This is a genomic window from Massilia sp. Masssp93 (assembly GCF_059491295.1).
In genome coordinates this window covers 929,935-955,633 of the sequence record NZ_CP168502.1, presented here as the reverse complement: position 1 = coordinate 955,633, position 25,699 = coordinate 929,935, and the positions used below count along the sequence as shown (strand labels likewise).

General features: G+C 66.0%; 29 protein-coding genes. 10 read left to right on the top strand and 19 right to left on the bottom strand.

Annotated elements, in window-relative coordinates; genetic code table 11:
* Positions 1-35: 35 nt before the first annotated feature.
* Positions 36-608, bottom strand: coding sequence for a DUF4123 domain-containing protein (locus ACEN9Q_RS04190; protein WP_495627470.1), 573 nt, complete (start codon positions 606-608; stop codon positions 36-38).
* The gene (locus tag ACEN9Q_RS04185) at positions 605-1,177 is read right to left on the bottom strand and encodes a hypothetical protein (RefSeq protein ID WP_495627469.1); all 573 of its coding nucleotides are present in this window, start codon (positions 1,175-1,177) and stop codon (positions 605-607) included. The genes ACEN9Q_RS04190 and ACEN9Q_RS04185 overlap by 4 nt, the downstream gene beginning before the upstream one ends.
* A gap of 516 nt (positions 1,178-1,693) precedes the next feature.
* Between ACEN9Q_RS04185 and ACEN9Q_RS04180 the strand changes: the two genes are divergently transcribed.
* Together ACEN9Q_RS04180 and ACEN9Q_RS04175 are read left to right on the top strand one after the other, a co-directional pair.
* Entirely contained in the window at positions 1,694-1,951 is a 258-nt protein-coding gene (locus ACEN9Q_RS04180; RefSeq protein ID WP_157202160.1) for a hypothetical protein, read from the top strand.
* A gap of 26 nt (positions 1,952-1,977) precedes the next feature.
* Positions 1,978-2,196, top strand: coding sequence for a hypothetical protein (locus ACEN9Q_RS04175; RefSeq protein WP_157202159.1), 219 nt, complete (start codon positions 1,978-1,980; stop codon positions 2,194-2,196).
* Between the two features lie 65 nt (positions 2,197-2,261).
* Here the strand turns inward: ACEN9Q_RS04175 and ACEN9Q_RS04170 are convergent, their stop codons facing one another.
* From ACEN9Q_RS04170 to ACEN9Q_RS04135, 8 genes are all read right to left on the bottom strand, one after another.
* A complete protein-coding gene (locus tag ACEN9Q_RS04170) occupies positions 2,262-2,789 on the bottom strand; it encodes a GNAT family N-acetyltransferase (RefSeq protein WP_495627468.1) in 528 nt (175 codons plus the stop codon).
* A gap of 2 nt (positions 2,790-2,791) precedes the next feature.
* On the bottom strand, positions 2,792-3,370 hold the full coding sequence (locus ACEN9Q_RS04165) for a helix-turn-helix domain-containing protein (RefSeq protein WP_495627467.1): 579 nt from the start codon (positions 3,368-3,370) through the stop codon (positions 2,792-2,794).
* 80 nt (positions 3,371-3,450) lie between these two features.
* Entirely contained in the window at positions 3,451-4,038 is a 588-nt protein-coding gene (locus ACEN9Q_RS04160) for a type 1 glutamine amidotransferase domain-containing protein (RefSeq protein ID WP_495627466.1), read from the bottom strand.
* Between the two features lie 123 nt (positions 4,039-4,161).
* Positions 4,162-4,737, bottom strand: a complete 576-nt coding sequence (locus ACEN9Q_RS04155; RefSeq protein WP_056450516.1) for a type 1 glutamine amidotransferase domain-containing protein — start codon at positions 4,735-4,737, stop codon at positions 4,162-4,164.
* Positions 4,738-4,831: 94 nt separating this feature from the next.
* Complete coding sequence (locus ACEN9Q_RS04150) at positions 4,832-6,163, bottom strand: Nramp family divalent metal transporter (protein WP_495627465.1); 1,332 nt, start codon at positions 6,161-6,163, stop codon at positions 4,832-4,834.
* 87 nt (positions 6,164-6,250) lie between these two features.
* Positions 6,251-6,571: a chaperone modulator CbpM gene (locus ACEN9Q_RS04145; protein WP_056450512.1), complete on the bottom strand. Its 321-nt coding sequence runs from the start codon at positions 6,569-6,571 to the stop codon at positions 6,251-6,253.
* Between the two features lie 3 nt (positions 6,572-6,574).
* On the bottom strand, positions 6,575-7,525 hold the full coding sequence (locus tag ACEN9Q_RS04140) for a DnaJ C-terminal domain-containing protein (RefSeq protein WP_495627464.1): 951 nt from the start codon (positions 7,523-7,525) through the stop codon (positions 6,575-6,577).
* A gap of 137 nt (positions 7,526-7,662) precedes the next feature.
* Positions 7,663-8,397 (bottom strand): alpha/beta hydrolase, encoded by a 735-nt coding sequence (locus ACEN9Q_RS04135; protein ID WP_229412904.1) that lies wholly within the window; start codon positions 8,395-8,397, stop codon positions 7,663-7,665.
* A 276-nt stretch (positions 8,398-8,673) separates the two neighbouring features.
* Between ACEN9Q_RS04135 and ACEN9Q_RS04130 the strand changes: the two genes are divergently transcribed.
* The 4 genes from ACEN9Q_RS04130 (at position 8,674) to ACEN9Q_RS04115 (ending at position 14,013) form a co-directional block, all read left to right on the top strand.
* Positions 8,674-8,967: a hypothetical protein gene (locus ACEN9Q_RS04130; RefSeq protein WP_495627463.1), complete on the top strand. Its 294-nt coding sequence runs from the start codon at positions 8,674-8,676 to the stop codon at positions 8,965-8,967.
* Positions 8,968-9,089: 122 nt separating this feature from the next.
* Complete coding sequence (locus ACEN9Q_RS04125) at positions 9,090-9,995, top strand: c-type cytochrome (RefSeq protein ID WP_229412903.1); 906 nt, start codon at positions 9,090-9,092, stop codon at positions 9,993-9,995.
* Positions 9,996-10,079: 84 nt separating this feature from the next.
* A complete protein-coding gene (locus ACEN9Q_RS04120; RefSeq protein WP_495627462.1) occupies positions 10,080-11,483 on the top strand; it encodes an MATE family efflux transporter in 1,404 nt (467 codons plus the stop codon).
* 310 nt (positions 11,484-11,793) lie between these two features.
* Positions 11,794-14,013, top strand: coding sequence for a S9 family peptidase (locus tag ACEN9Q_RS04115; protein WP_495627461.1), 2,220 nt, complete (start codon positions 11,794-11,796; stop codon positions 14,011-14,013).
* Between the two features lie 67 nt (positions 14,014-14,080).
* Here the strand turns inward: ACEN9Q_RS04115 and ACEN9Q_RS04110 are convergent, their stop codons facing one another.
* The 3 genes from ACEN9Q_RS04110 to ACEN9Q_RS04100 all read right to left on the bottom strand — a co-directional run bounded on the left by ACEN9Q_RS04110 (position 14,081) and on the right by ACEN9Q_RS04100 (position 17,232).
* The gene (locus ACEN9Q_RS04110; protein WP_056440586.1) at positions 14,081-14,260 is read right to left on the bottom strand and encodes a CsbD family protein; all 180 of its coding nucleotides are present in this window, start codon (positions 14,258-14,260) and stop codon (positions 14,081-14,083) included.
* A 112-nt stretch (positions 14,261-14,372) separates the two neighbouring features.
* Positions 14,373-15,002, bottom strand: a complete 630-nt coding sequence (locus ACEN9Q_RS04105) for a class I SAM-dependent methyltransferase (protein WP_495628913.1) — start codon at positions 15,000-15,002, stop codon at positions 14,373-14,375.
* Positions 15,003-15,153: 151 nt separating this feature from the next.
* On the bottom strand, positions 15,154-17,232 hold the full coding sequence (locus ACEN9Q_RS04100; RefSeq protein WP_495627460.1) for a M13 family metallopeptidase: 2,079 nt from the start codon (positions 17,230-17,232) through the stop codon (positions 15,154-15,156).
* Between the two features lie 199 nt (positions 17,233-17,431).
* Here ACEN9Q_RS04100 and ACEN9Q_RS04095 point away from each other — a divergent pair, with 199 nt between their 5' ends.
* Complete coding sequence (locus tag ACEN9Q_RS04095; RefSeq protein WP_258818456.1) at positions 17,432-17,716, top strand: flagellar protein FliT; 285 nt, start codon at positions 17,432-17,434, stop codon at positions 17,714-17,716.
* A gap of 470 nt (positions 17,717-18,186) precedes the next feature.
* Here ACEN9Q_RS04095 and ACEN9Q_RS04090 read toward each other — a convergent pair whose 3' ends face one another.
* Complete coding sequence (locus ACEN9Q_RS04090; protein WP_495627459.1) at positions 18,187-19,527, bottom strand: type IV pilus assembly protein FimV; 1,341 nt, start codon at positions 19,525-19,527, stop codon at positions 18,187-18,189.
* A gap of 85 nt (positions 19,528-19,612) precedes the next feature.
* Between ACEN9Q_RS04090 and fumC the strand changes: the two genes are divergently transcribed.
* The 3 genes from fumC (at position 19,613) to ACEN9Q_RS04075 (ending at position 21,861) form a co-directional block, all read left to right on the top strand.
* Positions 19,613-21,007, top strand: coding sequence for a class II fumarate hydratase (fumC, locus tag ACEN9Q_RS04085; protein WP_495627458.1), 1,395 nt, complete (start codon positions 19,613-19,615; stop codon positions 21,005-21,007).
* A gap of 208 nt (positions 21,008-21,215) precedes the next feature.
* Positions 21,216-21,428: an RNA-binding S4 domain-containing protein gene (locus tag ACEN9Q_RS04080; protein WP_056440594.1), complete on the top strand. Its 213-nt coding sequence runs from the start codon at positions 21,216-21,218 to the stop codon at positions 21,426-21,428.
* A 145-nt stretch (positions 21,429-21,573) separates the two neighbouring features.
* On the top strand, positions 21,574-21,861 hold the full coding sequence (locus ACEN9Q_RS04075) for a DUF883 domain-containing protein (protein WP_056440596.1): 288 nt from the start codon (positions 21,574-21,576) through the stop codon (positions 21,859-21,861).
* Positions 21,862-21,903: 42 nt separating this feature from the next.
* Here ACEN9Q_RS04075 and bufB read toward each other — a convergent pair whose 3' ends face one another.
* From bufB to ACEN9Q_RS04050, 5 genes are all read right to left on the bottom strand, one after another.
* Complete coding sequence (bufB, locus tag ACEN9Q_RS04070) at positions 21,904-23,553, bottom strand: MNIO family bufferin maturase (RefSeq protein WP_495627457.1); 1,650 nt, start codon at positions 23,551-23,553, stop codon at positions 21,904-21,906.
* 11 nt (positions 23,554-23,564) lie between these two features.
* Entirely contained in the window at positions 23,565-23,834 is a 270-nt protein-coding gene (locus ACEN9Q_RS04065) for a BufA1 family periplasmic bufferin-type metallophore (protein WP_056440598.1), read from the bottom strand.
* A gap of 253 nt (positions 23,835-24,087) precedes the next feature.
* On the bottom strand, positions 24,088-24,288 hold the full coding sequence (locus ACEN9Q_RS04060) for a YjfB family protein (protein ID WP_056440600.1): 201 nt from the start codon (positions 24,286-24,288) through the stop codon (positions 24,088-24,090).
* A gap of 96 nt (positions 24,289-24,384) precedes the next feature.
* Positions 24,385-24,885, bottom strand: a complete 501-nt coding sequence (gene mobB, locus ACEN9Q_RS04055; protein ID WP_495628912.1) for a molybdopterin-guanine dinucleotide biosynthesis protein B — start codon at positions 24,883-24,885, stop codon at positions 24,385-24,387.
* Positions 24,886-24,904: 19 nt separating this feature from the next.
* Positions 24,905-25,699: a general secretion pathway protein GspB gene (locus ACEN9Q_RS04050; protein ID WP_495627456.1), complete on the bottom strand. Its 795-nt coding sequence runs from the start codon at positions 25,697-25,699 to the stop codon at positions 24,905-24,907.

Here is a 25,699-nt window from a genome sequence, read left to right as displayed (position 1 = left end):
GGCATCGCCACCGATTGCTGACGAGGAGGCCTGGACTAGCATGCTGCCGCGGGGTCCACGCCGGCAAGCGCCAGTTCGCGCGTGCGCATGCGCTGACCGTCGAGATCGAACTGGCGCAGGCCGGCGCCGCCGGGCGCCTCGGCCAGCAGCCGCGCCACCGGGCCGAGCAGCGTCTTGAACTCCGCATCCGTACAGGTCGGCAGGTAGACGTTAAGCACGCGCGGGTCGTAGAAGCGGAACGCCAGCTCGCGGCCGTCCTCCGTCCTGACCCGCAGGAATTTCTTGAAATGGAGACGCTGGCGCGCCAGTGTCACGTCCGGCGCCGCCGTCGTCAGGATGCCCCAGGACTTGCCCCAGCCGCTGCGCAGCAACCGGTTGGTGGTGAGCGAATTCGCCGCCAGATGCACCAGGTAAGGCGCGGCGGCCTGCAGGCGCGGATGCAGGTTGCCCGTGTACAGGCAGCTGTATTCGAGCCCGCCGGCCCGCAGCAGGCCGAAGATGGCCGGATCGCGCGCGCCGTCCAGCAGCCAATAGGCCTGCTGGCGCGACGTGCCGTCGCCGTCGGGCCAGAGGACGCCTGTCAATGCCTGCAGTTCCGCGTCGGTCATGCTGCGGCTCCCGCGCGCTCGCGCCGGCGCTGCTCGCAGATTTCGCAGAACGGCGCGCCGGACTGCGCGGCCCGTTCGAGCGTTTGCGCCTGCGCGATCTGGTCCGCCGCTTCGGGCCACTCGGCGGGCGCTGCGACCGCCGCACCGGCGGCTGCCGCCGCGGGCGATGCCGTGCGCGCCGCCGCGGGCGTCGGGCTGCGCCGCGGCGCCGCCGACGCGGCCGCGCTACTGCCCGCGGCGCTCGCCGCCCCACCTCCGCCACCGCCACCGCCAGTGGATTGCCGCTGGGCGTGACGGCTGACTTTCCACGCGCCGCGGCCCAGCCGCCAGGCGCCGGCCGCGATGACGTCGTCGTCCGTCAGGCGGTCCAGGCCGACGACGTCCGCAGCGAGCGCAGCCCGCAGGCGGGCCATGCTGGCCGCGTCGTGGCGGTGCCGGTGCAGGAAGCGGCTGGCGCTCCATTCGTCCGCGAACGCGATCGTCTCGCCGGCGCAGTTCGGGCAGCGGTCGGCGAACGAGTGGATGTGAAGGGTTTCCCCGCCAGTGTCTAGCGTGAGCGTGATGTGCATGCGTGGTCGGAGCGGCCGCCTGGTCGATGTTCTTGCCAAGGATACAAGGGAGCGCGGCGGCGTACAAGCCCAAGCTGATTTATTGCCGCACGATTGGAATAGCGTCGAAATCTCAACGGCTGTCCATTTCATTTCGCTGCGCTCGCGGGCGGACATGTCGCGGCTCATGCATTTTTGCTTCGCCTCGGCCACTTCCAACGATAAATAGAACATCGACGTTTATCGGCCGCCATGCGCAATGTCCGGCATTTACACCAAAAGCTATTCCTTTTTAAATCAGCGACTTACCGATTGAATTTTCAGGAAATTTCCTAATCCTATCTGGACTCGGTAGATAAGCGTCAATACCACGACGAATCACCCTTTACAGGCCTCCTTGCGGGCTTACGATGAGTGAACGCAGGCGCTATAAATCAACGCAAAATATTGTTGCGATACGCCCATTGGCCTCTGTGTACTAACGTGATGGGCAATCACGTCAGTTGATCGTTTTCTTAACCATCTAGGAGTATGAACATGGCAATTAATGTCGACAACTGGGGTTATATCAATGGTGGCTCCACCATCGAAGTCGGCCTTTTAATCAATGACGGTCAGGATTTCGGTGCGCAATTTTTCGAAGGAAAACCGCAGGATGCCAACAACACCCTTACGACCAATAATGAGGGTATTTCCTTTGGAACCGATGGCAAGCACGCCTATTGGTTCCAGCTGCATTGTGATGGCGTCGGCACGCGCTATGCGCTGTGCGGCGGCGGATTCACGGCCGATTAACACAGCATTGATATACGGAGGATGCCATGAAAGTGAATATGACCGTCATTACCGACCCCAACAGCACCCGGTTTCTGGGCGCAATCAGGACTGATCCCGTCATGATCGGCAAACAGAAAATCCAGCCCATCTTTCGGCAACGTCACGATCAGGCGCACCATCAGGTGCAAGTCGAGGAAAGCCAGGTAAAAGGGCGCCCTGTCGCCGAAGCGGCAGAGCATCTGATGTCACTGATCAAGCACTGAGCAGAAAGATGGATGAGGCGGAGGACACTCCGCTTCGTACTTTTATACGGCAAACCAACTACCTCTCAGTGAGATCTCTCAGTGAGATCGCGATAAAAATATGTCGTATCGCACAATCCCCCATTGGGCCACAGCGCGAACCCGGGCACGACACCCAGCCTGGTCCAGCCCATGCGCGCATACAGGCGCTCCGCATCCTGGCTGGCCGTATCCAGCACCAGCAGCGTCTTGCCGGCCGACCGTGCTGCCTTCTCCGCCGCATCCATCAGCGCGGCGCCGATACCCCGCTTGCGCGCACGCTGCATCACGAGCATCTTGCACAGATCGGCCCGGTGCGGCTGATTGTCCGGCTGCGCCAGCACGAGGTGCACGGTGCCGACGATGCCGATCTCGTCCTCGGCCACGAACAACGCACGCTTGCCGGCCTCGACGTCGGCGGCAAGCCCACGCCACCATGCCGATGCCCGATCACTGGAAAACGGCTGCATGAACCCGACGGACGCCCCACCCTCGACGCAGTCGAGCAGCACGGCGGCCAGCCCGTCGATGTCGGAATCGGTCAACGTATCAACACGGCGAACGCGGCAACTCATGGTCAGCTCCTGGCAAGCGTGGTGAGGACGACGGCATAGCGCGCCGGAACGTCCCCGGGGTTGTGGAAGGAATTCGGTTCGTCGAGCGGGATGGCGAGGCAGTCGCCGGTCTCCAGCAGCCAGGATTGCGCGCCGTAGACGATCTGCATCCTGCCTTCCAGGATCCAGATCTGTTGCAGCACGGCAGGCGTGCGGGCGCCGGCCTCGTACGTCACACGCGTACGCGGCGGAAACGTCACTTCGACGATACGCGTCGGCGACTGGAGCCCTTCTGGCGAGACATTGCGGCGCAGATAGCCGGAATGCGGGTCCTGCCAGGTGACCTGGTCGGCAAGGCGCGCGACGGGCTCGGGCTTGCGCGCAGGATCGTCGAACAGCGACGCCAGCGGCACGCCGAGCCCGGCCGCGAGTTTGTCGAGCACGACGGCTGTGGGACTGGTCTCGCCCCGCTCGATCAGCGACAGCATCGAACGGCTGACGCCGCATTGGGTCGACAGCGCATCCAGCGACAGTCCCTGCGCGCCGCGCAGCAGCCGCACCTGTTGGGCGATACGCCCGTTGACGGAAGAATCCTCTTTCATAATGGACTAATTCTCCAATATGAAAGATTTTCCGTCAACTATTTTGGATTAATTCTCCAATTTACTGGATGGCGACACGATCAGGAGGTCGGTCCAGGGTCCGTCCCTGGCGCGACGAGCAATTCCTTCAGCAACATGTCATTGAATGCCGGCAGATCGTCCGGCTTGCGGCTCGTGACGAGGCGCGCGTCCAGCACGACTTCCTCATCGGTCCATTCGGCGCCCGCATTCGTCAGGTCGCGCTTGAGGCTTGGCCAACTGGTCAGGTGCTTGCCGGTGGCGATGCCCGCGTCGATCAGCGTCCACGGACCGTGACAGATTGCCGCGACCATCTTGTCCTCGGCATCGAAATCACGAATGAATGCGATGGCTTCCTTGCTCATGCGCAGTTGATCTGGATTGGCGACGCCGCCCGGTAGTACGAGACCATCGAAATCGGCCGGTTTCGCATCGCTCACGTTCATCTCGACCTTGAAGCGGTCGGCCGGATGCAGGTGGTCGAAGCCCTGCACTTCATCGCCTGCGGCCTTGGGCGCCAGCAGGACGACAGTCGCCCCCTGCTCTTCCAGGAAAGAACGGGGGCTCGTGTATTCGATCTGTTCGACGCCATCCGTCATCAGCATGGCGATGCGCTTGCCTTGTAAGGGCTTGCTGGCAACTTGTTCCATATAAACTCCTTTTGGTCGAACGTATGAAGACGATCGACCATTCTAGGCACGGTATAGGGGACACGTCGCACGCCGCATGCGCAACAAGAAAAGCGCCGGCGCATCGATCACGCGAAGGATGCGTCAGTGGCGCGTCTGCCCGGCCGACTGCAGCTCGCTCAGCAGGGCCTGGTTGAAGGCCGGGATGTCGTCCGGCTTGCGGCTCGTGACGAGCTTGCCGTCGACGACGACCGGTTCATCGGTCCATTCCGCTCCGGCATTCTGCAGGTCGAGCTGCAAGGTGGGCCAGCTGGTGACGTGCTTGCCGGTGACGAGGTCGGCGTCGATCAGCGTCCACGGCCCGTGGCAGATCGCGGCGATCGGCTTGTTCTCGCGGCCGAATGCGCGAATGAATGTGATCGCTTCCATCGACAGGCGCAACTGGTCCGGGTTGGCGACGCCGCCCGGCAGCACGAGCGCGTCGAAGTCGGCCGGGCGCGCGTCGCGCACGTCCAGTTCGACCTTGAATTTGTCGGCCGGGGTCAGGTGATTGAAGCCCTGGATCTCGTCGCCGGTGGGTTTTGGAGACACGAGCGTCACCTGGGCGCCCTGTTGTTCGAGAAAGCCGCGCGGGCCCGTATATTCGACTTGCTCCACGCCATCCGTCATAAGGATGGCCACGCGTTTGCCCTGCAGGGCCTGGTTCGTTCCTCGTTGCATGTAACCTCCGTATCAGCGTTCAAAAAATAGCTAAGCAGGAAGTGCATTGTAGATTTGCCCGATCCGGAACGGCGCGCGCGAAGATATGGCCGGGTCAGCCGAACAGCGCCTGCCACACCAGCCAGAGATTCGCACTGGAGATGACGACGAACAGGAACCACGACAGCGCCTGAGTCCACCAGGCATTGACGAACTGCCCCATCAGGTCGCCTCTTCCCGTCAAACGGATCAACGGATACATGGCGAACGGCAATTGCAGGCTCAGCACGACCTGGCTGCCGACGAGCATCTTGCCGATGACGTGGTCGCCCAGCGTGAGCACGCCGACCATCGCCGGCCCCAACGCCAGCGCGCGCGTGAGCAGGCGGCGCTGCCAGCCAGGAATCCTGAGTTTCAAGAAGCCTTCCATGATGACCTGGCCGGCGATGGTGCCTGTGAACGTGGAGCTCTGGCCGGACGCCAGCAGCGCCAGGCCGAACAGGATGGCCGCCGCCGCCGTGCCCGCCACGGGGGCCAGCAGGTAATAGGCCTGGTCGATGTCCATCACGTTACCGCCGCCCGGTTTATAAAACGCGGCGGCGGCCAGCACGAGGATCGCGCCGTTGATGAACAGCGCGAGGAACAGCGACACGACGGTATCGATGCGCGACAGCTTGATCGCTTCGGCCAGCCGTGTGCCGTCCTGGTTGAGGTCGTGGCGCATGATGCGCGTCTGCACGACGGACGAGTGCAGGTACAGGTTATGCGGCATGACGGTCGCACCGAGGATGCCGATGGCGAGGTACAGCGCGTCGCGCTGGCCCAGCTTTTCCAGCGACGGCACGAGGCCAGCCATGACGGCGAGCGGGTCCGGGTCGACGAGGAACAGTTCGGCGAACAGGCAGACGCCGATGGTCAGGATGAGCCCCAGCACGATGGCTTCCAGTCGCCGGAATCCCTTGCCCTTGAGGCCCAGCACGATGATGGTATCGAGCGCCGTCAGCGCCACGCCGACGGGCAGCGACACCCCCAGCAGCAGCTTGAATGCGAGTGCGCAGCCGAGCACTTCGGCCAGGTCGCAGGCGATGATCGACAGCTCGGCGAATGCCCATAGACCCTTCGCTTGGACCGGCGAATATTGCTCGCGGCAATGTACCGCCAGATCCTTGCCCGTGACGATGCCGAGCCGCATGCTGAGGCATTGCAGCACGATGGCCGCCAGGCTGGACAGCACGACGACGAACAGGAGGTCGTAACCGAACTGGGAGCCCCCCTGGATGGCGGTGGCCCAGTTGCCCGGGTCCATATAGCCCACCGACACGAGCAGCCCGGGGCCGGCATAGCGCAGGATCTTTTTCCACAGCGGACCGTTCTCGGGCACGTTGACGGTGCCTGAGACTTCGGACGGGCAAAACGGTGCGTTGGCGTCGGTCGGTCGTTTGAGCATGAGGGCAAGATAACACGGGGATTCTCGCGCACGCCTCGTGCCGCCCGAGCCCGCCGAAAAACCGGCGCACGGGCGCCGGCGCAGTGCTCAGCCGTTACCGGCATCGACGCCCAGCACACGCAGGCGCGCGCGCAGGCGGCGGATCTCGTCGGCCATGTCGACCACGAGCGCGGCGAGGTCCTCGTTGGCGTCGAAATCGCGCTCGACGCTCAGCAGGTGCCGGGCCCTGGCCAGGTCGTTGCTGCGGAAACGCCAGCTCGTCACCTGCACGCTGACCTCGCCGCCCAGCACCCCCGCGCGCACGTGGCGCACGACCCAGTCGGGTTCCACGTTGCAGGCGCGCGCCAGTTCGTCGAGGGTCAGCGCCACGTCCTCCAGCAGCACGCCGGTGAGAATATCGTCATGCATCGTTCAGGCTCCTATGCGTTCGCGTGGATTGAAGGCAAGGTCGCGCGCCATCGCCTCGTACAGCTCGCGCGCCCGTTCGCTCGTGGCGGGCGGCAACACCACGTTCAGCATCAGGTACAAATCGCCCGGCGTCCTGGCGGGAATGCCGCGTCCTTTCAGGCGCAGCTTGCGCCCGCTCTGCGACCCCGGCGGCACCGTCACCTCGACCGTGCCGGACGGCGTCTGCACCGGGATGCTCGCACCCAGCGCCGCTTCCCACGGGGCCACGGGCACGTCCTGGTACACGTGTGTTCCTTCGACGCGATAGCGCGCGTCGGGGTTCAACTGGATTTCCAGGTAGAGGTCGCCGGCCGGCCCGCCGCCGAATCCCGGATGCCCCTGCCCGCGCATGCGCAGCTGCTGGCCCGGCGTGACGCCTTGCGGGATGTTCACGCTGAGCGTCTTGTCCTGCATCGTCACCTGGCCCTGCGCATCGTGCTGCGGGACGCGCAGGCTGATGGTGCGCGTGGCGCCCTGGTAGGCGTCGCGCAGGTCGATGGCGATCGCCGCGTGGATGTCTTCGCCGGGCATCTGAAAACCGCCGCCGCCCGCCCGCGCGCCTGCGCCCGCGCCCGCGCCGCCGCGCGCACGCCGGCCCACGTGGGAGAACAGGTCGTTGAAGAAATCGTCCGCACCGGCGCCGCCGAAATCGAACTGCGTGCCCCAGTCCGGCGGCGGCTGGAAGCCCTGGCCGGGACGATGGCCCCGCCCCAGCTCATCATAGGCGGCACGCTTTTCGGCGTCGCCCAGCACATCGTAGGCTTCGTTGATTTCCTTGGTCTTCGCGTCCGCGTCCTTGTGCTTGCTGACGTCGGGGTGGTACTGCCGCACCAGCTTGCGGTACGCCTTCTTGATATCGTCCTGGGTCGCCGTTTTCTCGACACCAAGGGTCTGGTAGTAGTCCTTGTATTCCACGAGCGTCGCTCCCGATCGGGTTGGATGGTTGGTTCACCCGTATGTTGAGGCGGGGGGCTTGCTTTTCAATCACTTCCTACCAGACGCTTGGTGTCGAGAAACCGCTATCAACCCAAAGTGACATTAATTTATCGCATTTATAGAACGCCGATTTCCTTTAGCCAGCTTTTCAGCAACGATGGCCAGGCGGTTATCGGATGGTCTTTTTCCCTAAGACCGAAAGCGTGTCCGCCCTTTGCAAACAAATGAACCTCTGCCGATACACCTGCCTCATTGAGCGCCCGGGCATACAGCGTGCTATTGCAGATGGGGTCGACCGGGTCGTCCCAAGCTTGCACTAGAAATGTGGGCGGCGTTTCCTTCGTCACGTGAATGCTTGATTCGAGTGCTCCAGAGCGACAAAGGTGACCCGGATAAAGCGCAATAGCAAAGTCAGGGCGACTGCTTAGCTCGTCCACAGCATCAACCGTTGCGTAGGCAGACGAGACAATATTGCTGACCTGCGCCACCAAATAGCCCCCTGCCGAGAAGCCGATGACGCCGATCTTTCGCGGGTTCAGGTTCATCTCTCTCGCCTTCGATCGCACTAGCTTAATGGTCCGCTGCGCATCCTGTAGCGCGAGTGGTATCTTTGGAAAGATTCTGCATCGACATTTTTCGTCAAAGTAGTCATTCCCGCCGGGGACGCGGTATTTGAGCAATACGCAAGTCATCCCCTGGGATGTCAGCCAATCGCAGATTTCGGTACCTTCCAGATCGATGGCCAAGACTCGGAATCCCCCGCCGGGAAATACGATGACAGCAGCTCCAGTGTTCAGGCCCTTCGGCGGGTACACCGTCATCGTCGGGTTGCTGACGTCATTGATCTGCATCCACCCACCGTGTCCTGTTGCATGAACTACCGACTCTGGCTGTTCAATAGATGTTGCATTAGGTATTGCACCAGGCCAAATTGCAATCTGCCGATGTTCCGGCGACGGCTGCCAAGTCGCCGCTTGGGCCGATGCGAAATTGATCAAGAACAAAGCAAGACTTATCAAGAAACATATACGCACTGTCTTTCCCCTGTAATGGTTTTTAGCTCAAAGCCACTTCCCAGGCTTCACTAGAAGTGTCTATCAGACAAGGCCTCCGTGGGCAGGCGTGTGATGAACTGGCCGGACTACGTGATGAGTTACCGGCGTAGCCTTGGCGCCGGCACCGCCCGCGGCTCGTGCTCGATGAGCTACAGCATCGCCGGCGTGGAGCCGTCCGGGCCGGGCCCCTACGTGTTCATCGACATCGTGGGCACCAGCGAGACCTACGACAATGCGGCGGCCATGGCGGCCGTCAACGATATGGTGGGCCAAGGCGATGAACGGCACGGCGAACTGGAGCAAGGACGCCAACCCGCAGTGGCTCACCAGCTTCACGACGAAGTGAATCGCGACGCCGTTCGATGATGCATGCTTGACGCATGACGCATCGTGTTCGCCCGGCCGTCATTAGCATTTCAACCAGTATCGGGCCATGAACGGCAGTGCTAGATTCCTCGTGTTGCCGTTCGTCCAACAAGGGGAAAATCATGGTGAGCAAATGGGTCAGGCGCACGAGCATCGCATTGGCGGCACTCGCCCTGCTGGGCGTGGCCACGGCCGGCGTCGGCAAGGTGCTGGGGGAACGCAAGATGGCACGCAGCATCACGCTGGACGTGCGTCCGCTCGACATCGTGCCCGACGTCGCCCGGGTCGACCACGGTCGCTACCTGTACAACACGCGCGGCTGCGCCGAGTGCCACGGTGCGGACGGCGCCGGCAAGACCGTCGTGCGCGACGGCGGCATGCTCGTCGTCGCGCCCAACATCACGGCGGGTCCGAACGGCACCACGGCGCACTACCGCGTCGTCGACTGGGTGCGTACCGTGCGCCATGGCGTCAAGCCGAACGGCAATCCCGTCATGATCATGCCCAGCGAGGATTACAGCCGCCTCAGCGACGAGGACATGGCGGCGCTCGTCGCCTACCTGGAGCAGATGCGGCCCGTGTCCGGGGCGAAGGCCGTCGTCGACGTGCCGGTGCCCGTCAAGGCGCTGTACGCGTTCGGCGTCATCAAGGACGCATCGGAAAAGATCGACCACGCGCTGGCGCCGCCGCAGGCCGTGCCGGCCGCCGTCACGCCGGCGTATGGCGCCTATGTCGCCGCCACCTGCATCGGCTGCCACGGCGCGGACCTGGCCGGCGGCCGCGTGCCGGGCGCGCCGCCGTCGTGGCCGCCCGCCGCCCGGCTGGCGCCCGGCAAGGGCAGTGCGATGAACCGGTATCCGACGCCGGACGCGTTCATCGCCATGCTCAGGACGGGCCATCGGCCGGACGGCAGCGCGGTCAGTGCCGTGATGCCGTTCGGGTCGTTCCGGCAGATGAACGAGACGGACCTGCGGGCGTTGTATGCCTACCTGAAGTCGGTGCCGGGAACGACGTTGGCGCAGCGCTGAGGCAGTCCCGAGCGCGTCGCGCGCCGGTCACACGGGCTTGGCAATTCCTCAGTAAAATGCGCGGTTTCTCCCAGCAAACCGAACATGACGAATTTGTCCAGCACCGGCGCCCGCGCGGCGCATCCCGTCCGCACCGAGATCGCCACGCTGTGGCGGCTCTCGTGGCCCATGCTCGTGGGCCAGCTCGCGACCGTCGGCATGGGCGTGGCGGACGTCGCCATGACGGGCCACGTCAGCGCGGCCGAACTCGCCGCCGTGTCGCTCGGCACGTCCGTGTGGTCGATCATCCTCGTGACCGTCATGGGCATCATGATGGCCGTGAACTCGGTCGTCTCGCACGAGATGGGCGCCGGCCGCTACGACCGCATCTCGCACTCGGTGCGCGAATCGCTGTGGATGGGCTTCGGCGTCGGCGTCGCGGGATGCCTCGCCGCGAACCTGTGCACGCTCGTGTTCGACCACATCGGCCTCGACGCGGCCGTGGCCGACCGTGCGTCGACGTTCCTGCACATCATCAGCTTCGGCATGCCCGCGTTCGCCTGCTACCGCGCGCTGTACGGCTACACGACGAGCATCAACCAGACCAAGCCCATCATGGTCATCGCCATCTGCGGCCTGCTCTACAACATCGTCATGAACTGGCTGTTCATCTTCGGCGAGTTCGGCCTGCCCAGGCTGGGCGCGCTCGGCTGTGCGCTGTCGACGGCGACCGGCATGTGGCTGATGCTCGGCGCGATGGTCTGGTGGATCAAATGGGGCGTCGCCTACCGCCTGACGTATCCGTTCACGCGCTGGGAAGGGCCGAACTGGAAAGAGATCGGCAGCATGCTGCGCCTGGGCCTGCCCATCGGCATCACGTATTTCGCGGAGGTCAGCGCGTTCGGCATCATCAGCCTGCTCGTCGCGCGCTTCGGCGTGATCGAGGTATCGGCGCACCAGATCGCGCTGAATTTCGTCTCGCTCGTGTTCATGGTGCCCTTGAGTTTCGGCATCGGCGCGCTGACGCGCGTGGGCCAGGCGATGGGCGAAGGCAATCCGGTGCGCGCGCGCTTCGTCGCGTGGGTCGGCACCGGGATGTGCATCGCGTTCGGCCTGCTGTCGGCCATCTGCATCGCCTTGTTCCGCTGGCAGATCGCGGCGATGTACACGTCGGACGCGGGCGTCCAGGCCACGTGCGTGATGCTGCTGCTGTTCGCCGCCCTGTTCCAGTTGTCGGATGCGACGCAGGTCGCGGCCGCGTCCGCCATCCGCGGCTACAAGGTGACGCGCTCGCCGATGGTGATCCAGATGATCGCGTTCTGGGGCGTCGCCCTGCCCGTCGGCTGGATTCTCGGATTGGCGCCGGACTGGTTCCCGTGGTCGCCGGGCAAGCCGATGGCGGCGACCGGCTTCTGGATCGGCCTCGTGCTGGGCCTGACCGTGGCCGCCGTGCTGCTGGCGTGGTCGCTGAACCAGTTGTCGAAGCTGCGCGTCCGCGAGGTCGCATGAAGTCGTGAATTCGGGGTCAGAGCCCGGTTTTTGGCACAATCTTTCGGGCAAAAAAAAGCCGATGGACGGGGAATCCATCGGCATAACCCTAGGAGAGAGTTTCATCCTATTGTCGGCATTGGGGCGCCGACGAGGAGATCATATGCGATGGCATCGAATGCAAACATTACGATCCATCCATCTTTGACAATTCGCCATCGCTTCGCGCGGGCGTGGCGCGGGGACGTATTTGCAGCTTTTCCGGATCGACTCTGGTATCGTTCCGCCGTTGCAGAAAATAAATTTCCCCATTCTTTACCCAAGAGATTCCATGCGCCCTCTTCTCTGCCTTTTAGCCGCATTGTCGGCCGTTCCCGCACATGCGGAACGGCTGACGCTGGACCGTATCCACGCCGACCCGGCGTTGTCCGGTCCAGGCGTCCGCAGCCTGCGCGTCTCGCCCGACGGCGAACGCGTGACCTTCCTGCGCGGACGCGCCGACAACCAGTTCCAGCTGGACCTGTGGGAATTCAACATGAAGGACAAGACCACGCACCGCCTGGTCGACTCCAAGCAACTGGTCCCCAACGAAAACCTGTCGCTGGAAGAGAAGGCCCGGCGCGAGCGCGCCCGCACGGCCAGCCTGTCCGGCATCCTGAGCTACAGCTGGTCGCCGGACGGCAAGCAGCTGCTGGTCCCGATCGCGGGCGACCTGTACCTCGTCGATGTTAACAAGCCGGATGCCGCGCGCAAGGTTGCGTCGGGCAACGTCGGCGACCCGAAGATTTCGCCGAAAGGCCGCTACGTCTCGTACGTGCGCGACCAGAACCTGTTCGTCATCGACCTGGCGACAGGCCAGGAGCGCCAGCTGACGACGGACGGCAAGGGCACCGTGCACAACGGCGAAGCGGAATTCGTCGCGCAGGAAGAGATGGACCAGCAGACGGGCTATTACTGGGCACCGGACGATTCCGCCATCGCCTACCGCCGCTACGACGAGGCCCAGGTGCCCGTCGCGCGCCGCTTCGAGATCTTCGCCGACCGCACCGAAGTCATCGACCAGCGCTACCCCGCCGCGGGCGCGAAGAACGTGCTGATCGACCTGATGATCGTGAACCCGGCAACGGGCGCGCAGAAGCAGGTCGACCTCGGCCCCGAGAAGGATATCTACCTCGTGCGCGCCGACTGGAGCGCGGACGGCAGGACGCTCGTCTACCAGCGCCAGTCGCGCGACCAGAAGCGCCTCGACCTCGTCGCGGTCGACGCCGCCACGCTGGCCCAGCGCCCGCTCTTGAGCGAAACGTCGAAGACCTGGGTCAGCATCCACGACGACCTGCGCTTCCTCAGCCACCGGAATGCGTTCATCTGGGCGTCCGAGCGCAGCGGCCGCAAGCATCTGTACTTGTACGACATGTCCGGCAAGCTGCTGCACCCGATCTCGAGCGGCGAATGGGGCGTCGACAACATCCTCGCCGTCGACGAACAGGCCGGCAAGGTCTATATCGCGTCGAACAAGGACGCCGTCATCGACAAGCAGGCGTACGCGCTGAACCTGGACGGCAGCAATGCGAACCACCCCGTGCGGCTGACGAAGCAGGACGGCTGGCACGAGGACGTGTTCGCCCGCAACGGCAAGATTTTCGTCGACACCTTCTCCGATCCGGACACGCCGCCGCAAGTGTCGATCCGCCGCGCCGACGGCGCCATGGTCGAGTGGCTCGAGCATAACGAGCTGAACGCATCCCACCCGTACGCGAACTATGTGAAGGATCATTTGCCGACGGAATACGGGACCATCAAGGCGCACGATGGCCAGACGCTGCACTACTCGATGATCAAGCCGGCCCATTTCGATGCGGCCAAGCGCTACCCGGTCTTCCTGTTCACGTACGGCGGCCCGCACTCGCAGCGCGTGACGCGCCAGTGGGGCAGCCTGTTCAACCAGTACATGGCGCAGCAGGGCTTCGTCGTGTTCGTGCTGGACAACCGCGGCTCGTCGCGCCGCGAACGCGCCTTCACCGACGTCATCTACGGCAACCTCGGCGCACACGAAGTCGAGGACCAGCTGACGGGCATCGACTGGCTCGCCCAGCAAAGCTTCGTCGACCCGAAGCGCGTGGGCGTGTTCGGCTGGAGCTATGGCGGCTTCATGACCCTGCGCCTGCTGGAAGCCGGCTCAAGCAAGATCGCGATGGGCGTGGCGGTGGCGCCGGTGACGGACTGGTCGCTGTACGACACCCACTACACGGAGCAATTCGTGGGCGCGACGCCGCAATCGGACCCCGCCGCCTACGAGCGCAGCGGCGTGTTCGCGCACCTTGACGGCCTGAAATCGCCGCTGCTGCTGGTGCACGGCATGGCCGACGACAACGTGCTGTTCACGAACTCGACGCGCCTGATCGACGCGCTCGTCAACCGCAACGTGCAGTTCGAGCTGATGACGTATCCGGGCGCCAAGCATGGCATTTCGTCGCGTGCGGGTCAGCGCCACGTGTATGGCTTGATCGAGGCGTTCTTCAAGAAGCACCTGGGCGGGACCGAAGCGAAATAAACGTCGCGCTTCCATGAAAAACAGCCGCAGATCGCGGCTGTTTTTTTGCTTGCCTGCTATTCGGGTATCAGCGATTGCCCTTGTCGATCGCGTCGCGCAGATCGCCGGCCTTTTCCTGCACCTTGCCTTCGACCTGCTTGGACAGGCCCTTGGCTTGCTGCTCGCTGCTGCCGACAACCTTGCCGACTTCCTCCTGAACCTTACCGCCGATGTCCTTGGCTTTACCTTTGATTTGGTCGTCGTTCATGTCGGAATCCTCCTTGGTGAGTAAGACCGCTTGCTGAATCAAGCGGGATGCATTCAGAATAATTGGATGCCGATCTTCATTCTGTACGCAAACTAACAAAAGAAAATATTCGTCAAACGGGCTTGCGCCAGACGCTGGCCAGCCATGGCTGCTGCTCGCGCGGCACGCCTTCCGGCCGATAGTAATGGCGCAGCGGCACGAAGCCCGCCGCGACGACATACCGCTCCCAGGCCGGGTAATCGTGGAAGCTGCCGTAGCGCGGCCCGTTCCAGCCCTCTTCGTTATGGCCGCGCGGATTCGAGCTGAACAGCACGCCGCCCGGCTTCAGGGTCGCGTACAACTCGCTCAACACTTTCGGCAACAGGTCGCGCGGCACGTGGAACAGCGACGCGTTGGCGAACACGCCGTCGAAGACCCCGTCCGGCAGATGCAGGTCGATGAAGTTCTGGTGCCACACTTCGCAGCCGCTGTACTCGTGCGCCATCGCCACGAACTGCTCGCTGCCGTCCAGGCCGATGGCACGGTGGCCGAGCGCCGCGAACGTCTTGAGATCGCGGCCGGGGCCGCAGCCGAAGTCGAGGATCGTGTACGGTGCCGGCGCTTCGATGGCCGTCAGCAGCGCCTCGATGTTCTGGCTGACGTCATGGTCGATCGTGCCGGCAAAGAAACGGCGCGCATTGTCGTCGTAATGGTGCAGCGTGCGGCGGGTGATGTCTTCGTAGTCGTCTTCGATCATATGCAGGAAGTGATGAACGATGCGCCGGTCGACATCGAGATGGTGCTGTTTCATAAGCAATAACCGCGATGAAAGATGCCCGGATCATTCTAGTCCGGGCCTCTTGCCGACCGGCGCAGCTTACCCGCGGGACATAAGCCGTCCCGCCGAAGGACGCTTACCAGACGCGCACGCGCTCGTCCGGCGGCAGGTACAGCGCCTGGCCCGGCTGCACGTCGAACGCCTTGTACCACGCGTCCAGGTTGCGCACCGTGGCCGTGCGGTATTGCGGCGGCGCGTGGCCGTCGGTCAGGATGCCGCGCCGCTCGGCCGCCTCGCGCGCCTTCGTGCGCCAGCTCTGCGCGTAACCGGTGAAGAACTGGCGGTCGGTTTCTTCCGTCGCATTCTTGCCGGCGGCGGCGTGGTAGGCGTCGTACGACGCTTCCAGGCCGGCCAGGTCGGCCAGGTTTTCGGACAGGGTCAGCTGGCCGTTGACGGCGAGGTCGGGGTAAGGTTTATAGGCGTTGTACTGCTCGACGAGCTTGTGCGACGCGGCCTTGAAGTGCTCCATGTCCTGCTTCGTCCACCAGTCGCGCAGGCGGCCCTGGGCGTCGAACTGGGAACCCTGGTCGTCGAAGCTGTGGCTGATCTCGTGGCCGATGATGGCGCCGATCGCGCCGTAGTTGACGGCGTCCGGCGCCTTCGGATCGAAGAACGGCGGCTGCAGGATCGCGGCCGGGAAGTTCAGCGCGTTCTGCAGCGGCAGGTTGACGGCGTTGACGAGCTGCGGCGGCATCGACCATGCCGTGCGGTCCGGCTTCGCGTGCAGTTTCGCCAGTTCCTGGTCCGTGTGGAAGGCGTCGGCGCGCAGCGCGTTGCCGAACGCATCCTTCGGTTCGACCTTGAGGCCGGCATACGATTTCCACTTGTCCGGATAACCGACGCCCACGTACAGCGTCCTGAGTTTTTCCTTGGCCTGGGCGCGGGTGGCGGGCGCCATCCAGTCGAGCTTGTCGATGCGCTTGCCGAACGCCGTCACGATGTTGGCGACCATCCGCTGCAGCTGCGCCTTGTTGTCGGCCGGAAAATATTTCGCCACATAGAGCTTGCCGACGGCCTCGTCCATCGCCTCGTTCGTCGCGCCCAGCGCCCGTTTCCAGCGCGCGGACTGCTGCGGCGTTCCGGACAGCGCCTTGCCATAGAACGCGAAACGCTGCTCCACGAACGCCTTGGGCAAGACGTTGGCCATGCGGTTGATGGTGTGGAAGGCAAGATAATCCTTCCACGTGGCCAGGTCGGTCTTGCCGACGAGCGCCGCCTCGCCTTTCACGGCGGACGGGTGCCAGACGGTGAACTTGTCCTGGTCGGACAGGCGCGCGGCCTTGAAGAACGCGTCCCAGTCCAGGCCCGGGGCGTGGGCGGCGAAATCCTTGCGGGTCCACGTATTGTCGGCTTTCAGCACGTCGGCGGAATCGGCGCGGGTGCCGTGGGCGTTGGCGATGTCGACCTCGAGCGCGAAGATCTTCGCGGCGCGCGCGTCGGCGTCCGCATCCGTCGTGGCGTAGCCGGCCAGTTTCAGCATCGCGGCAATATGCTTCTGGTACTGCGCGCGCAGGCCGGCCATGCGTTCGTTGTTGTCCAGATAATAGGCGCGATCCGGCATGCCCAGGCCGCCCTGCAGCAGATAAGGCCAGTTGTGCGCCGGGTCGTGCAGGCCGGGCGCCACCCACAGGCCGAAGATATTTTCGGTGGCAAAGTGCGTATTGTTCAGCGGATCGACGTCCGCGCGCACGGACGCCCCCAGCGCGCGCACGAGGCCGGCCTTGTCCTTGATGGCGGCGATCTGCGCCAGCGCCGGCTTCAGGGGCGCCGCGCCGCGCGCCTCGATTGCGGCCTCGTCCATGTAGGCGTTGTAGTAGTCGGCGACCTTGCGCGCCTCCGGACCGGCCTTTTTATCGTCGCTCACGCCTTCGATCAGCTTGACGATGCGCTGGTTGGTGTCTTCCGCCAGATTGTCCATCGCGCCCCAGCGGCTGCGGTCCTCGGGGATGGCGGTCTTGGCGAGCCAGTCCTTGTTGGCCCAGGTAAAGAAATCGTCGCCCGGCCGCAGGGCGGCCTGGGCGGTCCCGGCGGTGGTCCCGGCCCCTGCGGCCGCGGGCGGGGTCTGCCCGGATGCACCCGCGCCCGTGGTAACGAGCACAGTGCCGCACAACGCGAGAACGATGGCGGTCTTGATCGGCGTCCAGCTGATGTTCATGGTGTCCCTTTTCTAGAGTTCATTGGTCTCGTTGGCGCGTCGCGGCAGACCGACACGCGCCGGCGAGCACTATAACGCGCCGTCCCCAAAAAAATTTCAAAAAAATCTTTCGAAAACCCTAAAGTTCTCCAAAACGCTGCCGTAAAAGACAGACAACCGGTAATCCGGCCGGTGGTTGTCCCGATAGTGGAGCGCAGTCATGACGTCCAACGAAGTCCTCGCAATGTATGAAAACATCGCCGCACTGAGCAGCCGCATGGCCGTGGCGGCGCGCGAAGGGGATTGGGACGGACTGGCCCGCCTGGAAACCCAGTGCGCCCTGCAAGCCAGCGCGGCGAAAAGCGGCGTGCCGCCGTTGGCCGGCGTCGAGCGCAAGCGCAAGATCGACCTGCTCAAGCAGATCATGGCCAACGACCGCGCCGTGCGCGACATCACCGAGCCCTGGATGGGCCAGCTGGACCGCGCCCTGAGCCCGGCCCACTGATCCACCCGCCTCCCGCCCCGAAGCCCCTTCGACACGGTCCAAGGGGCTTTTTGCTTTCTCGACGGGCAACGGCACGCCCGATCGGGTGACACGCCATGGTAGCGATCAGCCGGACATGGGGCCAACGCATTGCGCAACGTGTCCGCCAAACGAAAAACCCGCGCAGCGACGTCGGTCGTCTGCGCGGGCCGGAATTGGGGAGAGCGAGCACCAGGCATCCCCTGGCGTCGCCTCTTGCCGGTTGCCTCCGGCGTCCACCTGCCACTGTCGGCAGGCGAACCGCTTCCGGACTCAGGCGCTTCGTCAGCGACCGTCCAACCCCGCGCCACGCAATCGGTGGTGGCTGCGGCGGACCCTGAGCCGTTTTTATGATCTTCTGATCTGTGATCAAAACATCATCGAAACGCAGTATAACGCAAAATTCGGACTTGTGTAGACGACTCGCGCGAAGATTTTGAACACGAGCCGGTTTACTCGAGCGTCGGCTCGGCGGGCTCGGTCGTCCGGCGCTCCGGCGCCTCTGCCTGCGGCGTCCGGGTGCGGGCGGCAAAGCGTGCCTTGAGCTTGCCGAACAGGCCGGGCGCCGCAGCGCCGCCCGCCTTGCGCCGGCGCACGACGACGAAGGCGCCCGCCCCGCCCAGTGCCAATACGAGCACGCCGATGGCGGCGCCGATCCAGCCCCACGGCAAGCCCGCGTCCGGAGGCGGAGCCTTGGGCTTGTGCGGCACGAGCGGTTTGATCGAATGGATGGGGCGCGGGCCGGCCGGCACGACGGGCTTCGGCTGTTCGTGCGCGGCGGCAACGGCGGCGTCCGTGGCGGGCGCAGCTGCGGCCGGGGTTGCCGCGACGGGGGCTGCCGCGGCTGGGGCTGGGGCTGCCGCGACCGGGCCTGCAGCAGCGGCGGCTGCCTTGGCCGGCGCCGTTCTGGCCTCCGGTCCCGCCGGCGGCTGGGCTGTGCCGGAGACGCCCAGCGACGCCTGCAATTTCTTCATCCGGTCCTCGACCTGGCCGAGGCGGGACCGCAACTCGTCGTTCTTCGCGCCGAGGGCCGCGCAGGCCTGGGCCTCCCCGGCCGGGATCGCGCAGGCCGCCGGATGGGCGTCCTGGTGCGCCACCGGCAGCGCGGGCGCCCCGGCGACCGGTGCGTTGACGGCGGGCGCCGGGTGCGGCCGCCGCACCGAGATGTGCGCGGGCCGCGCCGGCGCCTCGGCGACAGCCGCGGCCCGCGCCCGCTCCACCTGGGCGAGCAGGACGGCATCCGACAGCGGCAGCGGCGCGGACGCGGGAACAGCGACCTTGCGCGCGGACACGGGCGCCGCAGCGGGGCCGGGAACGGCGACCGGACCGGGCTTGCGCGCGGGCACAGCCGCAGGCTCGGGAACGACGACCGGGCCGGCCACGCGCGCAGGCGCAGGCGCGGGGTTCGGATCGGGCGTCAGCCACAGCGTGGCCAGGCGCACGGCGCGGTCGCCCTTGTCGACGAGTTCCAGGTACAGGTGCACGTGGTCCGCGTCGACGGGACGCAGCGACGTCACGTGCAGGAATTGGCGGCCGTCGCGCCGCATCACGGACAGGTTCAGGCTGGACAGCACGGGCGGCACGGCGATGCCGGCACCGTCGTAGACATCCGGACTGGCCACGCGCACGCGCACGGGCGTGGCGGCATCCTCGAGCATCGTCAGTTCGACGTCGGCCACGAGGGGTTGCCCGATATGGGAGACCACGCGCGGATCGCCCAGCTCGGCCGCATGGGCAGGCACGAACGCGGCAAGGGCGAGGCTGGCGAGGAAAAGGCGGGAACGGCGGGCCATGGCGTGGAAAATTAAGGGCTTCAGCGTTGTTAACGGTCGTTGCGGTACACTCTTTAATCCATTGTCAAACCAACAGGATCCCTCCATGGAAAACCGGACTGAAAAGGACAGCTTTGGCCCGATCGACGTACCGAACGATCGCCTGTGGGGCGCGCAGACCCAGCGCTCGCTGCACCATTTCCACATCTCGAGCGAAACGATGCCGCCCGAGCTGGTCGCCGCCCTGGCGCAGGTGAAACGCGCGGCCGCGGCCGTCAATCGCTCGCTCGGCAAGCTCCCGCAGGACAAGGCCGACGCCATCATCCGCGCCGCCGACGAGGTGCTGGATGGCCGCCATCCGTCCGAATTCCCGCTGTCCGTCTGGCAGACCGGCTCCGGCACGCAGAGCAATATGAACATGAACGAGGTGCTGGCCAACCGCGCCTCGGAACTGCTGGGCGGCGAGCGCGGCGAAGCGCGCCTGCTGCACCCGAACGACCACGTCAACATGGGGCAGTCGTCGAACGACATGTTCCCCACCGCGATGCACGTGGCGGCCGCGCAGGCCGTCGCCAAGGACGTGCTGCCGGCGCTGGCCAGGTTGCGCGGCACGCTGGAAGTGAAGGCGCGCGACTTCGTCGACATCGTCAAGATCGGCCGCACCCACCTGCAGGACGCGACGCCGCTCACGCTCGGCCAGGAATTCTCCGGCTACGTGGCGCAGCTGGAATTTTCCGAGCACGCGATCAAGAACGCCCTCCCCGGCCTGCTGCTGCTGGCCGCCGGCGGCACGGCGGTCGGCACGGGCCTGAACGCGCATCCGGAATTCGCCAACCGCATCGCGGCCGAGATCTCGTCGCGTACCGGCCTGCAATTCAAGTCGGCGCCGAACAAGTTCATGGCGCTGGCCGGCCACGACGCGATGGTGCTGGCGCACGGCGCCTTCAAGACGCTGGCCACGGCGCTCATGAAGATCGCCAACGATGTGCGCTGGATGGCGTCCGGCCCTCGTTCGGGCCTGGGCGAGATCACGATTCCGGAAAACGAGCCGGGCAGCTCCATCATGCCGGGCAAGGTGAACCCCACGCAGTGCGAGGCGCTGACGATGCTGTGTTGCCAGGTGTTCGGCAACGACGTCGCGCTCACCGTCGGCGGGTCCCAGGGCAACTTCGAGCTGAACGTGTTCAAGCCGATGATCGCCCACAACTTCCTGCAGAGCGCGCGCCTGCTGGCCGACGGCATGCGGTCGTTCGACGAGCACTGCGCCCAGGGCATCGAACCGAACCGCAAGCGGATCGGCGAGCTGATGGAGCAGTCGCTGATGCTGGTGACCGCGCTGGCCCCGCATATCGGGTATGATCGCGCCGCCCAGATCGCCAAGACCGCCCAGCACGACGGGCTCACGCTGCGCCAGGCGGCACTGCGCTCGGGCTTCGTCGACGAGGCGCAGTTCGACCAGTGGATCGTGCCGATCGAGATGACGCGGCCGAGCCCGGCATAAGCCGTCGCCGGCGATCTGCCGTCGTCCCCGCGCACGCGGGGATCCAATATTGCATGCACCGCCGCGGCGCATGACTTGGGTCCCCGCCTTCGCGGGGACGACGTGTTTTAAGCGGGGCGACGTGTTTTAAGCAGGAGCGACGTATTTTAGGCACTGTGTTGTCTAAACGAACACAACAGTACGACATTGATTTTTGACCGAGGATAGAATGCAAACGACAACTTTTGAATTGACATCGGAGTTCATCGAGCTGAACCAGCTGCTGAAGCTGGTCGGCGTGGTGGACAGCGGCGGCGCCGGCAAGCACGTGGTGGCGAGCGGCGACGTGTCGGTCGACGGCAAGAAGGAACTGCGCAAGACGGCCAAGATCCGCTCGGGCCAGGTGGTGACGCTGGGCGACGTCCGCATCACCGTGCGCTGATCGCGTCCAGGCGCGCCGTGTGCACCCGCGGGTCGCACCGGGCGAGCCGTCCCCGACGGTAGGGGTTGACGTTTGCGCGCTGACAAACTTGGGCAGTCCCCCTTCTCTATATTGAAGTCGTAACATTCGGCTAAAGGTGAGGAAGATGGAAACCCCAGAACCAAGCTCCATGACGCAGCAGCGCTTGATCGGCGACCTGCGTCTCGTCATCGAAAACGCGGAAGAATTGCTCAAGAATACCGATCACTACACCGGTGTCGTGTACCAGAACGCCCGTGCCAAGCTGGCAGTGGCGCTCAATGCAGCCAACGAGGAACTGGCCCGCTTCGAGGAGGAACAGCTGAACCGGATGATGGAAGCGACGCGTGCGGCGAGCGAACTGCACCACGACAACACCGGCGAAGCACGCATCCTGCGCGCCTTCTACCACTGAACAGCGCGGCGCCGCCTCGAAGGCGCCGCCCTTGCCGCCGCATCACCCCTCCCCGCTGTCTCCGTCCCCGCTGTCTCCGTCCCCGCCTGTCACGATCGCCGTCACGATCTGTCCATCCAGCCAGCGCCGCAAGTGCGCGGCCACGTCGAAATCCCCGTCCAGATCGAAGGCCGCGTCGAGCGCCATGCCGAACGTGCCGCCGCGCGCGAGGCAGGCCAGCGCCGCGTAGTCCGGCGCGCCGATGGCGTCCACGATGACGTCGCCGCGGGAACGCCGTACCAGCGCCCGCGTGTCCACGCTCAGCACGTCCGGGAATGCCGGGCCGCCGTCCTGGTGCGCCCGCCACAACGCCACCGTGGCCCAGGGCGACGCATGCAGGCGCAGCGACGGGTGCAGCACCGCGCGCGCGGCCTCGAAGACATCGGGTGAGACGCCGGCCAGCGGCGCGGGAGAACCGTCCGCGTCCGCGGCGAACCAGGCCTCGTGCACGGCCCACTCGAGGCGCGCGACGTCGGGCAGATACGGATAATCGGCGGCCGGCGCGAAGCCGGCGAGGAAATCCGGCAGCGCGGCGCCGAAGCGGTTCAGGTCCGGGTCGTGCGCGGGATGCGCGCGGCCGTAGACGCGCGCCAGCGCGTCAAAGAATTCGTCGCCGACGAGCCGGCGCAGTACCGGATAGGCGGACGACAAGGCGCGGCTCCAGTGCGCGCCCAGATTGCCGCGATAGATGCCGACGCGGCGCGGATCGCCCTTGAGCAGCGGCGCCAGCGCGGCCTCGCGCGCGCCGTCGAACAGCGCGGCGCCGAAGGCTTGCTGGACGGCGTCGAGGCCTGCGGCGGCTGCCGCCGTCGTGACCGGCGCGGCGGCGCCCGGAGCGAAGGCGGCGGGCCTTGCCGCGGCCGCAATGCGGCCCGCCTGCGCCGCCTCGTCCAGCAGCACGTCGAGCGCGGGCAGGTCGGTGTCCCACTCGACCAGCGTGGGCACGGCGCCGAAGCGCGCCAGCGCCGCGCGGTACAGGTCCCACACGGGCGGCGCGACCCTGGCACCGTGGTGGTCGATGAGGCCATCGCTTGTCACGAGGTGGCCGCCCAGGTGGATCTCGCCCACGCTGGCGATCGGCAGCGCCGCGATGGCGGCATGCGGGTCCTCGCCGTGGTTGACCTCATTGACGTACAGATTGTTCACGTCCAGCAGCACGCCGCAGCCCGTGCGGCGCGCGAGTTCGGCGAGGAATGCCGCCTCGCTCATCGCGTCGCCCGCGAAGCGCACATAGGTCGAGACGTTTTCGACGAGGATGCGCCGCTTGAGCAGTTCCTGCACGCGCTGGACGCGCGCGGCGACGAGGTCGAGGGCGGCGGCGTCGAGCTGGAGGGGCAGCAGGTCGTTCAGCTGGCGGTCGCGCAGGGCGCCCCAGCTGAGGTGTTCCGACACGAGGACCGGTTCCAGCGCGCGCACGAGCGCGGCGACGCGGGCCAGGTGGCCGTCGGAAAAGCCGTGCACGGACCCGAGGCCGAGGCCGACGCCGTGCAGGCTGACCGGATAGTCGCGCCGCACGTCGCGCAGGACCTGCCAGTCGCGGCCGGCGCGCGCGAGGAAGTTGTCCGTGTGGACTTCGACCCAGCCGACGTCCGGCTTCCGGTCGAGGAAGGCGCGGTAGTGCGGCGCGCGCAAGCCGATGCCGGCGCCTGTCACGGGTCGCGTGCTTATTTGCCCTGCTTGGGCGGATTGCGCTTGCCGCCCGCCTTTTCGCAGGTGCCCTTGGGGACGTATTTCCAATCGCCCGGGTCCTTGTCGGCCGTCGCCTGGCCGGCGCAGCCGTGGGTGGCGGTGCCGCAGTCGTTCTGGCCGGCCTTGGTGATGCCGTAGCATTTTTCCTGGTTGCCGGATTGCGTGTCCATCTGGCCGGCGGCCGATGCCTGGGCGGCGCAGACGCTCGCGAGCGCAGCGGCGATCAGGGCTTGTCGTTTGTTCATGAGGGGTCTCCAAATACCGGTACGTACATGCACCGCGGCAAGCATTCTATCGCGGCCGGGCGTGACGAGGGGAAGTGTACGCCGGCCGGGGCGGCCGTTATCGGCTGCGCGCCGGACGCCGGTCCTGGCTGCGCAACCCGTTGGTGGCGGCTGAGCGGATGTATGTTGTGTGGCCGCCCCCGTCGCGCCGGGTACTGGGCCGATAACGCGGCGGGCGGCGATCCCGTTGACGCGCCCGGGTGAATGCGCCGGTTCAGGCGGTGGTGTTGATATGGTTGCCCAGGTGCGGCGGCAGGTTCGGCGCCGGGGCGGCCGACTGCACGGCTTCCAGCATCTGGGTGGCCGCCGCGGCCTGGATGTCCTGCGACTTCTTGAGCACGGCGATGGCGACGTCCTGGCGGGTGCCGGTGTCGGCGATGCTGGTGGCAAGCTTGGCGATACCTACGGCGTCCATGATGCGCTCCTGGTGGGTGTTCTCGACGGGTCGACCGGCCGCGGGTTCGCCCGCACTGCCGCTCATCTGATATTAACGGCAGCACGCGCGCGGACTTTAGGCCGGTAGCCGATTGAAATTCCTGATCCAGGTCAGGACGGCGTCAGGGTCGAGCAAATCGAGCCACGCCACGTGCGGCGCCAGCCCGTCCGGCCGGGCGCTGCTGGACGCGACGGCCACGATGTGCGGGTCGTCCGGGAACATCGGCGGCTTGCCGACTTCGGGCCGGTACACCTCCAGCTTGGGCAGCGCTTCCCATTTATAGCCTTCCACCAGCGTCAGGTCGGCCGGCGCAAGACGCGCCAGGTGCTCGGCCAGCGACGGTTCGGCCGCGCCGCGCAGTTCGCGCATGATGGCCACGCGGTACGGCGACGCGATCATCACCTCCGCCGCGCCGGCCGCGCGCACGCGGGCGCTGTCCTTGTGCGGCGGCTCCAGCGTGACGTCGTGGTGGCTGTGCTTGATGACGTTGACGCGCAGTCCCGCCGCCGCCAGCCGGCCCACGACGTATTCCAGCAGCGTCGTCTTGCCGCTGCCGGACCAGCCGATGATGCCCATCACGGGCCCGCGGTCGGGCTCAATACGGGACACGGTAGCGGGTTCCCCGGTAATTCATGACGGCCGCCCTGGGCAGCAGTTTTTCCAGCACGAGGCCGGGCGCGACCTCCTCGCCCTCGTGGCGCAGGGCCTTGTCGACGATCAGCAGGCGGTCGGCCGGATTCGACGAATACATGTAGCCGCCGAACGCCACGCGCGGGATGTCGCGCTGCCGGGCCTCCGGCAACTGCTGCAGGAACGGCAGGCTCTCTTCCGGCGCCGGCCTGGCGGTGGAGGCGGCGGGTGCGGCCGCGCGTGCGGCCGCGGCCACGGCGGCCGGCGCAGGCAGCGGGGCGGCTGGCGCCGTCGGGGCCGGGCGCGGCGACGCCGGATGGGCGGCCGCGATCGCCGGTTCGCGTTCGGATTCGCGCGCGCGCGCGGGTGCTGGCGCGGGAACGGGGGCTGATGCAGGTTCGCGCACGGATGTGTATGCGGATGCGGGCGCCGGCTCGCGCACGGGCGTGGGCGCGGGCGGCGCAGTGACGGCCAGCGTATCCGGCGCACCGGCCGCAGGCGCCGGCGCATGCGCCGCCACCGGTTGCGGCGCGGGCGCGGGCATAGGCGCGGGCACGGGCGCCTGCGCGCGCGGCCACACGAACAGCGCGCCGGCCGCCACGACGAGGGCGCCGCCGGCCAGGCCCACGAGCAAGGACTTGCGGCTGGCCGCCGCGCCGGCCGGCGCCGCGGGCACGACCTGCGGCGCGTGGATCGTCGGCGCGCTGCCGAGCTGGCGTTCGGCCTGGGCCTTCTTCAACGCTTCGAGGATGTACGACAT

Bases quoted from the DNA above. Each gene is read 5' to 3' on its own strand.
- ACEN9Q_RS04190 (WP_495627470.1), bottom strand. From the start codon at position 608: ATGACCGACGCGGAACTGCAGGCATTGACAGGCGTCCTCTGGCCCGAC.
- ACEN9Q_RS04185 (WP_495627469.1), bottom strand. From the start codon at position 1,177: ATGCACATCACGCTCACGCTAGACACTGGCGGGGAAACCCTTCACATC.
- ACEN9Q_RS04180 (WP_157202160.1), top strand. From the start codon at position 1,694: ATGGCAATTAATGTCGACAACTGGGGTTATATCAATGGTGGCTCCACC.
- ACEN9Q_RS04175 (WP_157202159.1), top strand. From the start codon at position 1,978: ATGAAAGTGAATATGACCGTCATTACCGACCCCAACAGCACCCGGTTT.
- ACEN9Q_RS04170 (WP_495627468.1), bottom strand. From the start codon at position 2,789: ATGAGTTGCCGCGTTCGCCGTGTTGATACGTTGACCGATTCCGACATC.
- ACEN9Q_RS04165 (WP_495627467.1), bottom strand. From the start codon at position 3,370: ATGAAAGAGGATTCTTCCGTCAACGGGCGTATCGCCCAACAGGTGCGG.
- ACEN9Q_RS04160 (WP_495627466.1), bottom strand. From the start codon at position 4,038: ATGGAACAAGTTGCCAGCAAGCCCTTACAAGGCAAGCGCATCGCCATG.
- ACEN9Q_RS04155 (WP_056450516.1), bottom strand. From the start codon at position 4,737: ATGCAACGAGGAACGAACCAGGCCCTGCAGGGCAAACGCGTGGCCATC.
- ACEN9Q_RS04150 (WP_495627465.1), bottom strand. From the start codon at position 6,163: ATGCTCAAACGACCGACCGACGCCAACGCACCGTTTTGCCCGTCCGAA.
- ACEN9Q_RS04145 (WP_056450512.1), bottom strand. From the start codon at position 6,571: ATGCATGACGATATTCTCACCGGCGTGCTGCTGGAGGACGTGGCGCTG.
- ACEN9Q_RS04135 (WP_229412904.1), bottom strand. From the start codon at position 8,397: ATGCAGATCAATGACGTCAGCAACCCGACGATGACGGTGTACCCGCCG.
- ACEN9Q_RS04130 (WP_495627463.1), top strand. From the start codon at position 8,674: ATGAACTGGCCGGACTACGTGATGAGTTACCGGCGTAGCCTTGGCGCC.
- ACEN9Q_RS04125 (WP_229412903.1), top strand. From the start codon at position 9,090: ATGGTGAGCAAATGGGTCAGGCGCACGAGCATCGCATTGGCGGCACTC.
- ACEN9Q_RS04120 (WP_495627462.1), top strand. From the start codon at position 10,080: ATGACGAATTTGTCCAGCACCGGCGCCCGCGCGGCGCATCCCGTCCGC.
- ACEN9Q_RS04115 (WP_495627461.1), top strand. From the start codon at position 11,794: ATGCGCCCTCTTCTCTGCCTTTTAGCCGCATTGTCGGCCGTTCCCGCA.
- ACEN9Q_RS04110 (WP_056440586.1), bottom strand. From the start codon at position 14,260: ATGAACGACGACCAAATCAAAGGTAAAGCCAAGGACATCGGCGGTAAG.
- ACEN9Q_RS04100 (WP_495627460.1), bottom strand. From the start codon at position 17,232: ATGAACATCAGCTGGACGCCGATCAAGACCGCCATCGTTCTCGCGTTG.
- ACEN9Q_RS04095 (WP_258818456.1), top strand. From the start codon at position 17,432: ATGACGTCCAACGAAGTCCTCGCAATGTATGAAAACATCGCCGCACTG.
- ACEN9Q_RS04090 (WP_495627459.1), bottom strand. From the start codon at position 19,527: ATGGCCCGCCGTTCCCGCCTTTTCCTCGCCAGCCTCGCCCTTGCCGCG.
- fumC (WP_495627458.1), top strand. From the start codon at position 19,613: ATGGAAAACCGGACTGAAAAGGACAGCTTTGGCCCGATCGACGTACCG.
- ACEN9Q_RS04080 (WP_056440594.1), top strand. From the start codon at position 21,216: ATGCAAACGACAACTTTTGAATTGACATCGGAGTTCATCGAGCTGAAC.
- ACEN9Q_RS04075 (WP_056440596.1), top strand. From the start codon at position 21,574: ATGGAAACCCCAGAACCAAGCTCCATGACGCAGCAGCGCTTGATCGGC.
- ACEN9Q_RS04065 (WP_056440598.1), bottom strand. From the start codon at position 23,834: ATGAACAAACGACAAGCCCTGATCGCCGCTGCGCTCGCGAGCGTCTGC.
- ACEN9Q_RS04060 (WP_056440600.1), bottom strand. From the start codon at position 24,288: ATGGACGCCGTAGGTATCGCCAAGCTTGCCACCAGCATCGCCGACACC.
- mobB (WP_495628912.1), bottom strand. From the start codon at position 24,885: ATGGGCATCATCGGCTGGTCCGGCAGCGGCAAGACGACGCTGCTGGAA.
- ACEN9Q_RS04050 (WP_495627456.1), bottom strand. From the start codon at position 25,699: ATGTCGTACATCCTCGAAGCGTTGAAGAAGGCCCAGGCCGAACGCCAG.